Raw genomic sequence first — 12,748 nt, 5'->3', positions numbered from 1 at the left:
ACTATAACACATTATGTATACGCTTCCTAAAATTGAACGTTTTAATCAAGACGTTCTTTCTAAATACCATATTTACAATAGTGTCTTTATTACATTACCATTTGATTCTATTGATAATACTGGGGTTTTACTTCCTTTATTTACCGAAGTTTGCGAAACAGGCTTCAAAAAACAAGAAACACCTAAAGAAATTGTGAATTTTTTCTCAGGAAAGTATTTAAATAATGCTTCCGAGAAAGATAAAATCGACTTAATGTTTCGATTTATTCAATATATCGAGCGTCAAATTGTATTGTTTGATGCTATCGAAGACGCAGCTTTTCCTACTGTAAACAATATGGAAGGAAGAGGATCGCTTCGTGATATCAAAGAAAAGTCTGATGCTAAAGAAAAAGAAGATGATTTAGTAGAGTTTTTAGAAGACTTTAATGTTCGTACCGTTTTAACTGCACATCCTACACAATTTTACCCAGGGCCAGTATTAGGTATTATTAATGACCTAACCGATGCGATTCGTGCAAATGATTTGCTTAAAATCAAGAAATTACTTGCTCAATTAGGGAAAACACCATTTATACAAAATGAAAAACCAAATCCTTACGACGAAGCAGTAAGTTTAATTTGGTACTTAGAAAATGTATTCTATGAAACTTCGGGCGAAATAGTACATTATCTTCAAAGGAATATCTTTCACGGAAAATCAATTCAAAATCCATTGATAAAACTAGGATTTTGGCCAGGAGGAGACCGTGACGGAAACCCATTTGTAACCACTGCAATTACCTTAAAAGTTGCTGAACGTTTGAGAACTTCGATTCTAAAATGTTATTATGTAGAGATACGCAACCTGAAAAGGAAACTGACTTTTGCGGGAGTAGATACATTAGTTTCAGATTTAGAGTTTAAATTATATCGTTCTGTTTTTTATTCAAAAGGGGAAATTTACATCACTTTAGATGAGTTTAAAACACAATTAAACAAGATAAAAGATATAATTATCGATAAGCACCAGTCGTTGTATTTAGACGAATTAGAGGCGTTACTTATAAAAATTAACTTGTTTGGTTTCTATTTTGCAACACTAGATATTCGCCAAAATAGTAAAATACATGATGCTGTTTTTAAAGATGTTGTAACGTATTACTTAAAGTCTGACTCTACAGTTTTTCCTGCTAATTATTATGATTTATCAGAGAACGAAAAGATAACAATCCTTTCAAAAGTAAAAGGGGATCTTAACTCTAATGTGTTTGAAAACGAAATTACAAAATCAACAATAGAGTCAATTCAAGCTATTAAAACCATACAAGAAAATAATGGCGAGTATGGAGCAAATCGCTATATAATCAGTAATAACGAAAGTGCGCTGAATGTAATGGAGACTTTTGCATTGATTAGATTAAACAATTGGGAAAGTCCAACGGTTGATATAATCCCACTTTTTGAATCTGTTGATGATTTACAAAAAGCCCATAAAATTATGGAGCAATTGTACACAAATCCAGAATATGCAAAACACCTTGTAGAGAGAGGAAACAAGCAGACTATAATGTTAGGATTCTCAGACGGTACAAAAGATGGAGGGTATTTAATGGCAAACTGGAGTATATACAGAGCTAAAGAAGCGCTTACTGAAATCTCAAGAAAATACGGAATTAAAGCTATTTTCTTTGACGGACGTGGAGGACCACCAGCTCGTGGAGGAGGAAAAACACATAAGTTTTATGCTTCATTAGGTCCGAAAATCGAGAATAACGAAATTCAGATTACAATACAAGGGCAAACAATTAGTTCAAATTTTGGAACATTAGATTCTTGTCGCTATAATTTAGAGAATTTATTAAGTGCTGGAGTTACAAATCAGGTATTTAGTAAAGGTAAAAATGAGTTGACTGTAGATGAAAAAGATATATTAGATCAACTAGCAGAACTAGGGTATCAAGAGTATTTAAGCTTTAAGAATCATCCTAAGTTTATTCCTTATCTGGAAAAAATGAGTACTTTAAAATATTACTCTAAAACAAATATAGGTAGCCGACCATCAAAAAGAAGCAAGTCAGAGAATCTGGATTTTGCCGATTTACGTGCTATTCCGTTTGTAGGTTCTTGGAGTCAGTTAAAGCAAAATGTACCAGGTTTCTTTGGGGTAGGTTCAGCTTTAAGACATTTTGAAGAAACAAACCAATGGGAAAAAGTTCAGGATTTATATGATAATTCATTATTCTTTAAAACCTTGTTAGAAAATAGTATGATGTCATTGGCAAAATCATTTTTACCATTAACAGCTTACATGAGGAAAGACCCTGAATTTGGAGAGTTTTGGCAAATTATCTACGATGAATTTTCGGAAACTAAACGCCTTTTATTAAAAATTGCAGGACATAAAGAGTTAATGGAGAATTATCCTGATGGTAAAGCATCAATTCAGATAAGAGAGCGTATAGTATTACCATTGTTAACAATACAACAATATGCTTTGTTAAGAATTAACGAATTAAACAAGCAGGATAAAGTCGATGAAGACCTAATCAAAGTTTATGAGAAAATAGTAACGCGTTCGCTTTTCGGAAATACAAACGCAAGTAGAAATTCAGCTTAAATTTAATTATTATGTTAGGATCACAATTATTAGAAAACGAGTATTCTGGCGGATTTACAACTTATATCCGCGAAGCAGGAGATGTAAATTTGATTGAAGAACTAGAGATTTCTTTGCATGATTTTATAAAGTTTGTTCAGAATATTCCAATGGATAAATTTGATTATCGTTATGCCGAAGGAAAATGGACAATCAAAGAAATCATTCAGCACATAATCGACACCGAACGTATTTTTGCATATCGTGCTTTACGTTTTTCTAGAAACGATAAAACAGGATTGCCAAGTTTTGATGAAAATGATTATGTAGATAATACGGATGCAAACGCAAGAAGCATTCAGGATCTATTAACGGAACTTTCTGCAGTAAGACATTCGAATTTATTGTTCTATAAAAATTTATCAGAAGAGCAGCTTAAACGAATTGGTACAGCATCAAATAATCAGATATCAGTTAGAGCTTTAGGTTTTGTAATTATTGGTCACCAAAAACATCATCAAAAAGTTTTTCAAGAAAGATATTTGTAGCTAATAAAACGCTACAATTAAATATTAAAAGTCCTGTGAAATAGTAATTCACAGGATTTTTTTTTGAAGCTATTCCTGCTGTTTACTATATCTTTTTATTTTTAAAGGAAAAATAAAAAGGATGCCGTTTCCATCAGGGCTAAGGATTATCCTAGTTTCTAAAAGATTTTGTGATTAAAGTTTCAAATTTGTCCTCCTGAGTCGAGTCGAAGAGTAATTGCAATTTGTCTTGTTTTTGTTGATATGCGAGTAGTTTGTGTCCTTCGATTCCGCTAGAAAGTCTTAAAGGAACGCAGATGATACGGATTTGCTAAAGCAAAAACGTTGATAAAACGGATTTTTTAAACGAATAAAAATAGTATTCGTCTCAATTTTGATAGATAATTTTCTGCAAACTTGCTTTTTTGAGTGCGATAAATCTCTGTAAGAAACACAATAATCTTTGTCAAAGTTCAAAACTTTGACAAAGATTTAGAGGTGTAATATCGTTTAATGAGTACGTGAATTTATCATATTTTAATAATTCTTCTCGATAATCGCCAGGCCTAAACGTATTTTATCATAAGAAATTTGCTCTTCAAAAAAGTCATAATAGGGCTTTAGTGTTTCAGGATTTTCAAGTTTTACTTGGGCTTTTCTTATCTGGATAACTTCGGCATCAGAGACATAATCAGATAAATTAATATCATGCCCATCAACATATAGCTTGGCTAAGTGAGATGCAATTGTCGAAATACCAAGTTTTCTTTTTGCTGCGATAGCCTCAATAGAAATTCCTTCCTGAAATAACTCTAAGGTTACTTTATATGTGCTGCTTTCCTTTTTAGATTTTGCCTTTGGAGCTTTTTTGTTTTTGAAAAAATCGATTATAGCATTTACAAAATCGGAACCATACTTCTCGAGTTTGGCTTTTCCGACTCCGTCAATTGCGATAAGTTCATCATCGCTCATTGGGCGTAATAATTCCATTTGCCTTAAAACAGCATCGCTAAAAATTACATAAGCCGGAACTTCTTCTTCTTTAGAGATTTTGTAGCGCAATTGTCGAAGTATTTCAAAAAGAGAATTTGGCTTAGCTTTAGTAGCTTTTTCTTGTATTTCAATTTGCTCAATAGCTTTCTTAACTACTGTTGTAAGCTGAACTTTTTCTCCTTCAAACAATACTTTTTTAGCAAAAGAAGTCAGTAAAATTTTATTGTGTTGGTGAAAAGCAATTTCGCAATAGCCTAAATTGATCAACTGAATCAAATATTGATTCCAATCGTACCAAGAAATATCGGCGCCAATACCATAAGTTTTTAAATTCTGATATTCGTTTTCGTAAATATGAGCGTTTTTAGAACCTCTAAGAAAGTCGACAATTACTGCTAAAGTTTCTTTTTCTTGTAAACGTGTAATGGCTGATAGTGCTTTTTGAGCAATAACGGTTCCATCAAAAAACTTAGGAGGGTTTTTGCAAATATCACAGTTACCACAGTTTTCATTTACTAATTCGCCAAAATAAGAAAGTAATATTTTTCTGCGACAGCTTAAAGCGTCCGCATATTGTTTCATTCGTTCTAATTTTGCAAGTTGTACTTCGGCGTTTAAACCTTCAGAAGCAAATTTTTGCAACTGAATAACATCGCTGTAACTTTCGAACAAAATAGTTTCTGATGGCAAACCATCACGACCAGCTCTTCCGATTTCCTGATAATAACCCTCTATATTTTTAGGTAAATTGTAATGAATTACCCAACGAACATTTGATTTATCGATTCCCATCCCAAAAGCAATTGTGGCACAAACAACCTGGCAATCGTCGTTTATAAAATCATCCTGAGTTTTAGAACGTAGTTTATTATCTAGACCGGCATGATATGCTTTGGCATTAATTCCTCTTTTCTGTAATTTTCCTGCAAGTTCTTCGGTTGTTTTTCTGCTTAGGCAATAAACAATTCCAGATTCGTGAGGTTTCTTTTCTATAAAATCTATAATTTGTTTTACTCTGTCGAGAGCAGGACGTACTTCCAGGCTTAAATTTTTTCTATCAAAAGAAGCAACAACCGTTTTCGGGTTATTTAAATTTAGTTGTTTTGTAATGTCGGTTCTCGTCGCTTTATCGGCAGTTGCCGTTAATGCAAGGACAGGAGTAGAAGGGAAGCGATTTTTCAGATATCCTAAATTAGTATAAGCAGGGCGAAAATCATGTCCCCAAGCCGAGATACAATGCGCTTCGTCTATTGCTATTAAGCTTACCGTTAATTGATTAAAAATAATATCTAGATAAGATAAGCTTTCGGGAGCTATGTAAACCAACTTTATAGTGTTAGATTTTAAGCTTTCCATATAAAATTGTTGCTCTTGCTCAGATTGGCTGCTGTTTATAAAACAAGCAGTAATTCCGTTTGCTTTCAAGCTATCGACTTGATCTTTCATCAAGGCAATAAGGGGAGAAATAACGATTGTAATTCCTGGCAATACTAATGCCGGTAACTGAAAACAGATAGATTTTCCTCCACCAGTTGGCATAATTGCTAAAGTATCCCGACCAGAAAGTATTGTATTTATAATATCTTCCTGGTTTGGTCTGAATTTTTCAAATCCAAAATTTTCTTTTAGTTTGGCGTGTAATATTTCTGTTTTCATTGGCTTGTATTTTTGTAGGTAATTTACTAAATAAAAAAGGAACTCATAATATGAGTTCCTTTTTTATTTTGAAATATTCAGATTAATTAATCTTCATCATCTTCATCATCTTCGTCATCATCCTCATCGGCGATATCTTTCTCACGGTCTTCATCGTCATCATCTCCGTCAAGATCTGGCTTGTCTAAGTTTTCATCTTCATCGTCGTCATCGTCAGCAGCGTCGTCGTCTAGATCAAGACCTTTTATTGGTTCGATTGTGTCAACATCTGCATCGATTTCATCATCTTCATCGTAATTTTCAATTCTATCAGCAAGTTTAGTACTAATTTTTACTAAATAGATAGTATCTTCTGTACGTACTTCAACGGCTTCTATCAATTCGTTTTTAGCATTTCTAAAACGGATAACATCCGAATCATCATAACCATCAGGAAATTTATCAACTAATAAGTTTAAAATTTCATTGGTAAGTTTAGCGTAATCAACTATTACTCTTTTCATAAAGTTATTCTATAAATCTAATAAATATGCAAAAATTAACGGTGCTACAATGGTAGCGTCTGACTCTATAATGAACTTAGGAGTTTTAATATCTAATTTACCCCAAGTAATTTTTTCATTAGGAACGGCTCCAGAGTATGAACCATAACTGGTTGTTGAGTCTGAAATTTGACAGAAATAGCTCCAAAACGGAACATCGTGCATTTCCATATCTTGGTATAACATTGGTACCACACAAATTGGGAAATCTCCAGCAATACCACCACCAATTTGGAAAAATCCAATTCCGTTGGTGCTATTTTTAGGGTACCAATCTGATAAGAAAACCATATATTCGATTCCAGATTTCATCGTAGATGCTTTTAATTCACCTTTGATTACGTATGAAGCGAAAATGTTCCCCATTGTGCTATCTTCCCATCCTGGTACAATAATAGGTAAATTTTTCTCTGCTGCAGCATACATCCAGCTATCTTTTAAGTCAATTTCGTAGTATTCTTCTAATACACCAGAAAGTAACATTTTGTACATGAATTCATGTGGGAAATAACGCTCTCCTTTATCATCTGCATCTTTCCATATTTTGTAGATATGTTTTTGCAAACGACGGAATGCTTCATGCTCAGGGATACAAGTATCTGTAACTCTGTTTAATCCTCTCTCTAATAAATCCCACTCATCCTGAGGAGTTAAATCACGATAGTTTGGCACTCTTTCGTAGTGAGAGTGTGCTACTAGATTCATGATGTCTTCTTCTAGATTTGCACCTGTACAAGAAATGATTTGAACTTTGTCCTGACGAATTATTTCGGCAAAAATCTTTCCAATTTCGGCAGTACTCATTGCTCCAGCCATACTTACCATCATTTTGGCTCCATTTGCCAATTGTTGCTCGTATGCTTTTGCAGCATCAACTAAAGATGCAGAGTTAAAGTGTAAATAATGTTTTTCAATAAACTGACTAATTGGTCCTTTCATTTTTTCTTTTTTTTTGAATTCAAAGGTTATAAAAACCCTTAAAGATTGTTATGCAAATTAATAAAATTTATAAAAATATAGTACAATTTGCGATTTTTTTTATTGTTTTTTACTGTACCCTAATATCTTCAATACTTGATCTGATGTTTGCTCTTCTGAAAAGACTTCAGTTGCCAAAAATCCATTCTCATCTCTATCTATCAAAATGTGCTTAGGTTGTGGGATTAAACAGTGGTGTAATCCTCCATAACCACCAATCGTTTCCTGATAAGCTCCTGTATTGAAGAAACCAATATATAAAGGCTTTTCTTTATTATATTTAGGTAAGTAAATGGCATTCATATTTTGTTCGGAATTGTAATAATCGTCACTATCACAAGTAAGTCCGCCTAATAGAACCCGTTCGTAAGTATCATTCCACCGGTTTACAGCCAGCATAATAAATCGTTTGTTAATTGCCCAAGTGTCAGGTAAAGTAGTTATGAAAGAAGAATCAATCATATTCCATTTTTCTCTGTCATTTTGTTGTTTTTGATAAAGAATTTGGTAAATCGCACCACCACTTTCACCTACAGTAAAAGAACCGAATTCGGTAAAAATATTAGGAACATCTACTTCAGCTTCATCACAAGCAATTTTAATTTGATTGATAATTTCATCAATCATGTATTGGTAATCGTACTCAAAAGCCAATGAGTTCTTAATCGGGAATCCACCTCCGATGTTTAGTCCATCAAGAGTAGGGCATTCCTTTTTTAAAGCTACATAAACTTTAATACATTTTACCAACTCATTCCAGTAATACGCATTGTCATTGATACCAGTATTAATAAAAAAGTGCAACATTTTTAGTTCCAAATTTTTATTTTCTTTGATCTCTTTTTTGTAAAAAGGAACAATATTTTTGTATCCAATTCCTAATCTCGAAGTATAGAACTCAAATTTTGGCTCTTCTTCGGCAGCAATTCTAATTCCGATTTTAAATTTACCTTTTATTTCTGCCTGAAGCAAATCAAGTTCTTCATAATTATCAATAATCGGAATGGTGTTTTTATGACCATTATTTATAAGTCTTGCAATATTAGTTACGTATTGGTCTCTTTTAAAACCATTACATATTATATGTGTATTTTTGTTAATCTTGCCATTCTCCAATAAATTTTCCGCGATATTGATGTCAAACGCCGAAGAAGTTTCTATATGGATATTGTTTTTGAAAGCTTCATTCATGATAAACTCAAAATGCGAACTTTTAGTACAATAGCAGTAATAGTATTTAGCTTCGTATTTATTTTTTTCCATCGATTTTCTAAACCAACTTTTTGCTTTGTTGATATTATTAGAAATTTGAGGTAAATAAGTAAATTTTAATGGCGTACCATATTTCTCTACTAATTTCATCAAATCGATGTTGTGGAATTGAAGGTTGTCTTTGTTTAAAGTAAATTCCTCTTGAGGAAAGTAATAAGTTTGATTGATTAAATCAGAATATTTTGTATTCATTGAGATATGTATATTTTAAATTAAATTATGTGGTAAACAATAAAATAATCTAAAATTCAAACCCGAATATTTGCATACACGATTTGTAGTTTCTCGTGCTCCGCTTTTGTACATTGAAACAGGTCAAAACAATAGTTTCCTTTTATATTATAAAAACGGTTCAATATCCTCAGGAATGAAGTATTGACTTGGTTCTTGTATGAACGGAATTCTTTTTGTTTTTGATTTTTTTTCACGCTGCAAATGTAAAAAATATTATATACGTAAAGCAAAGCTTTTTTATTAAAAAATACGTTAAGATTTGTAATCTTGAAAGGACTCAAGAATTAATTCATTTTCAACCGATTGATTGATCTTTATTTTCCCGATTCCTTCTATTAATGCAAACTGAATTAAGCCATATTCGTTTTTCTTATCATGAATCAGTAATTCTAAGATAGGTTCGATATCATTTTCTTCAATAATAACATCGTCATAAATAGATTTTATAGCCGATTTTATCTGTGAATATTCCTCTTTTGTAATTAAATTTTTGTGTAATGATATGTAACTTTCCAGAATCATACCTATAGCAATTGCCTCACCATGTAGTAATGTTTTCTTATTTTCATTCTCTAAAAAGTAACTTTCGATAGCGTGTCCTAATGTATGTCCGAAATTTAAAGCCTTACGAATATGTTTTTCAGTAGGATCTTGCATTACAATCTCGTTTTTAATCTCTACCGAGCGATAAATCAACTCGTCAAGATCTGCAAAATCGATAGCTTTTAAATCTAAAAATTTCTCCCAATAGGCAGCATCGTAAATTAATCCGTGTTTTAGCATTTCGGCAAGACCAGAACGCATCTCGCTTTGAGGTAGAGTTTCCAGGTATTGCGTATCAATTAATACCATTTTAGGTACATTGATAACACCAATCTGGTTTTTTAAATTTCCTAAGTCAACACCATTTTTACCACCTACAGATGCATCTACCATAGATAATAAAGTAGTTGGGATGTGTATAAAATCAACTCCACGTTTAAATGTAGAAGCTACAAAACCACCTAAATCGGTAACAACGCCACCACCAAGATTAATAACCAATGTTTTTCTATCAGCACCAAGTTCCGTTAGAACCTTCCATATTTCGATGCAAGTTTCAATATTCTTATTGATTTCGCCCGATTCAAACTCGATAATTTCGATAGTTAAGTCCGTTTCTAATAAAGGTAGAAATTTAGGTAAACAATATTCATTTGTGTCAGTATCTACAACAATGAACAGGTTTGAATACTTATTTTCTTTTAAATGATTATTTAAAGCTTCGTATGCATTTTGATTAAAATGTATCGGATAATTATTGGCGTGAATTGATTGCATGTTTTCTGTAGTTAATTGAAAGCGCAAAAATAAGGCATTTTAAACTAAAAAATATTCAAACTCACTCTCTAATTTGTGTAAAATACTAACTAATGAGTGAAAAAATATTCAATAACAAACAACATGCTTTTTGGTTAAAAGCAATGATATGGAAATTAAAAGGGCGTGTTTTCCCTTTGCAATTTGCGAAATAAGGCTTGTATTACTTACAGTTTAGATTTAATTGTTGTTGAGCCAGGGGAAAGTTTTTGGCTTTAGATAAATTAAAATATTTACAAGCATTTTCAGGATCATTACTTTTTAAATAACAAACACCTATATAATATTCTGCTGTTCCATCATTTGCTCCGGGGAGTTTTATTGCATTCAAAAAATAGTTTATAGCCTGTTTGTATTTTCCCGAAAAATAATAATTTAAACCGATACTTTGTAATAAATAAAAGTTCTCAGAATCGACTTTTAGAGCCTTTTCAAAAGATTCGAGTGATTTATCAAATTTTGATTGAGATAGGTAAATTTGTCCTTCAAAAGTGTATTTCTTGACTAGAATATCTTTTTTTAGTTTAACTAAAGTACTGTCATTTGGGATCTCTTTTAATCCCTGATCTATAAAACGGACTAAACTCTTTTGATTGAAATTCGCTTTTTGTAATTCCATAGCAGGTACACTCCATGCTTCTGGGGTTTTTCTATATTCAGAAAATAGTTGATGTTCTTTAAGTATTTCAAGAGTATCTTTTTTTATGGCTGCCAAATTAGTAGCATATTTATAAAATAATAAATTTCTTGGGCGTAAGTAAAAAGCTTCTTTTATGTAAACATATGCACTATCTAAATTCCCTTTCTCTTTAGAAATGAAATACTTGTAGAAGTTTATTCGACCTGAGTAAGGGTTAATTTTGCTTGCTTTACTAAAACATGATAAAGCCTTCTCATAATTTTTTTCGCGGATATAATAAATTGCAGCATATTCATAAAACGATTCTGAGGTATAGAAAACATTAGGGTATTTAGGCATTCTATTGATAATTTCATCACCAGTTAATACTCCTTTTAAATTCATATTAATGTTATCATTGGCAATTTCACTTTCAAGATTTGAAGCTTTGTAAATTATAAAAGCTGAATAAGTAGTAATAATTGTCAGGACAATAAAAAATGGCAATAGTTTTATATTTAATGGTTTATCTAAGGCTTGATTGGCTAAAACAGGGGTGTTTATTACTGTTAATGCTAATAATAAACTAAAAAACAATTGCATTGTAGGTTTATACATAGGGAAATTGAAAAATGCATCACCACCATAAACAATTAATAACATTAAAGTTAGAACTGCAACTATCTTTATATTCTCATCAGTGGATTTTATTATTCTTCTTAAATTAATAATTAAAATAACCACAAAAAGAGAAAGGTATACTATACCATTTACGATTCCAGTTTCGGCAAGAATTTCAAGAAAATCATTATGCGGGTCTAACGAAACGGAAAAATCATTTTCATGGAATTTTTCGTAAGGAATAGATTCAATACGATAATTACCTAATCCGACTCCTAATAAAGGGTTTGCCTGGGCTATTTTTATGGCATTTCCCCAATAGGTTAATCTGGCTTGTGCCGAAGCATCGTCTGTGCTTATTTGTGTAATTCTATTTGTTACTGATTTATAACGCTCGTTATCTTTGGCTTTTTTTAAGGATTGATTTGAAACAAATAATGCAATTACTACAGGTATAATTAATACAAAACTTTTTATTAAACTCGATTTGTTAAATGAGTGTAATCTTAAGTAATAAATAATATAAACCAAAAAGATTAAAAACAGATTGAGTAGTGATGCTCTTGCAGCTGTTAGAAAGATGGCAGTGGTTACTATAAATAGTGTAAAAAGTAAAAATTTCTTTTTTATACTAGTAAAATGAGTAATTCCTAGTAATAAAAAAGGCACTTTTATTGTTAAACTCGCAGCAAATATATTTATGTTCCCAGCGTTTCCGATAAGGTTAGTTAAAGCCTCTGTTGCAGAAACATATCTGGATAGTTGTGAGTAATTGTATAGTGCAAACCCCGATTGAAAAAAAGCACTAATAGAAATTATAAAAGCAATTTTGTAAAGCAAGTAAAGTTTATCTTTAAGTAAGATGGTAAGGTTTATGAATAAACAAAAAACAATTATTAATTCAGTAAATCTAGTTATAACTAAAGAAGTGTTTTTGGCGGTAATAAAAGACAATCCACAGATTAATAAAAAGACTAAATAGATTCTGGTAATGTAGCTCCTTTTTAGTTTTGGAATTATGTCACTCGAAATCATTTTTGAATTCACATAAAAATATATTCCAATTAAAAAATTTAATACAGATATGTATAAATATTGAATATTAGAGACTAAATAGCCATCTTTTGGCATATAATCAATAATTAAAAGTAGGGCTATAAAAATATAAACAATATACTCAGGGATTATGGATATTCCTTTGTTTGCGTTAGTTCGAATATTATTCATAATATATAATTTTTGCAAACATACATTTTTATCAATAAAAACTTGTTAAAAATTAAGTTTGTAGGTTTTTTATATTAACTAAAAAATTAAAAAATGCCGCTTTTAATTTAAAAACATTCAATAATGAACAAGTTGTTTATCT

Annotated in this window: 8 protein-coding genes; 2 read left to right on the top strand and 6 right to left on the bottom strand. The window is 31.4% G+C overall.

Translation table 11 applies throughout. The features are described 5' to 3' along the window. The first annotated feature begins 13 nt into the window (after positions 1-13). A complete protein-coding gene (locus AC3IPI_RS19610; RefSeq protein ID WP_489155109.1) occupies positions 14-2,599 on the top strand; it encodes a phosphoenolpyruvate carboxylase in 2,586 nt (861 codons plus the stop codon). Positions 2,600-2,610: 11 nt separating this feature from the next. Further along, positions 2,611-3,126: a DinB family protein gene (locus tag AC3IPI_RS19605; protein WP_489155107.1), complete on the top strand. Its 516-nt coding sequence runs from the start codon at positions 2,611-2,613 to the stop codon at positions 3,124-3,126. A 516-nt stretch (positions 3,127-3,642) separates the two neighbouring features. On the opposite strand, the gene recQ is transcribed toward AC3IPI_RS19605, so the two are convergent. From recQ to AC3IPI_RS19575, 6 genes are all read right to left on the bottom strand, one after another. Next, positions 3,643-5,754, bottom strand: coding sequence for a DNA helicase RecQ (gene recQ / locus AC3IPI_RS19600; RefSeq protein WP_489155105.1), 2,112 nt, complete (start codon positions 5,752-5,754; stop codon positions 3,643-3,645). 86 nt (positions 5,755-5,840) lie between these two features. Continuing rightward, the gene (locus AC3IPI_RS19595) at positions 5,841-6,257 is read right to left on the bottom strand and encodes a DNA primase (RefSeq protein ID WP_489155103.1); all 417 of its coding nucleotides are present in this window, start codon (positions 6,255-6,257) and stop codon (positions 5,841-5,843) included. A 9-nt stretch (positions 6,258-6,266) separates the two neighbouring features. Then, positions 6,267-7,235: a deoxyhypusine synthase family protein gene (locus tag AC3IPI_RS19590; protein WP_039114211.1), complete on the bottom strand. Its 969-nt coding sequence runs from the start codon at positions 7,233-7,235 to the stop codon at positions 6,267-6,269. Positions 7,236-7,334: 99 nt separating this feature from the next. After that, positions 7,335-8,738 (bottom strand): type III PLP-dependent enzyme domain-containing protein, encoded by a 1,404-nt coding sequence (locus AC3IPI_RS19585; protein ID WP_039114210.1) that lies wholly within the window; start codon positions 8,736-8,738, stop codon positions 7,335-7,337. Between the two features lie 294 nt (positions 8,739-9,032). Continuing rightward, the gene (aroB, locus tag AC3IPI_RS19580) at positions 9,033-10,100 is read right to left on the bottom strand and encodes a 3-dehydroquinate synthase (RefSeq protein WP_086896061.1); all 1,068 of its coding nucleotides are present in this window, start codon (positions 10,098-10,100) and stop codon (positions 9,033-9,035) included. 202 nt (positions 10,101-10,302) lie between these two features. Next, complete coding sequence (locus AC3IPI_RS19575) at positions 10,303-12,606, bottom strand: O-antigen ligase family protein (protein ID WP_489155100.1); 2,304 nt, start codon at positions 12,604-12,606, stop codon at positions 10,303-10,305. Positions 12,607-12,748 lie beyond the last annotated feature (142 nt).

Source organism: Flavobacterium sp. GL_143 (assembly GCF_057834355.1).
The sequence above is the reverse complement of the archived record's forward strand: the minus strand, read 5'-3'. Positions and strand labels throughout refer to the sequence as shown.

What these genes read in the sequence shown, in the direction of transcription:
- recQ (WP_489155105.1), bottom strand. Translation starts at nt 5,754, where the DNA reads ATGAAAACAGAAATATTACACGCCAAACTAAAAGAAAATTTTGGATTT.
- AC3IPI_RS19590 (WP_039114211.1), bottom strand. Translation starts at nt 7,235, where the DNA reads ATGAAAGGACCAATTAGTCAGTTTATTGAAAAACATTATTTACACTTT.
- AC3IPI_RS19605 (WP_489155107.1), top strand. Translation starts at nt 2,611, where the DNA reads ATGTTAGGATCACAATTATTAGAAAACGAGTATTCTGGCGGATTTACA.
- AC3IPI_RS19585 (WP_039114210.1), bottom strand. Translation starts at nt 8,738, where the DNA reads ATGAATACAAAATATTCTGATTTAATCAATCAAACTTATTACTTTCCT.
- aroB (WP_086896061.1), bottom strand. Translation starts at nt 10,100, where the DNA reads ATGCAATCAATTCACGCCAATAATTATCCGATACATTTTAATCAAAAT.
- AC3IPI_RS19595 (WP_489155103.1), bottom strand. Translation starts at nt 6,257, where the DNA reads ATGAAAAGAGTAATAGTTGATTACGCTAAACTTACCAATGAAATTTTA.
- AC3IPI_RS19575 (WP_489155100.1), bottom strand. Translation starts at nt 12,606, where the DNA reads ATGAATAATATTCGAACTAACGCAAACAAAGGAATATCCATAATCCCT.
- AC3IPI_RS19610 (WP_489155109.1), top strand. Translation starts at nt 14, where the DNA reads ATGTATACGCTTCCTAAAATTGAACGTTTTAATCAAGACGTTCTTTCT.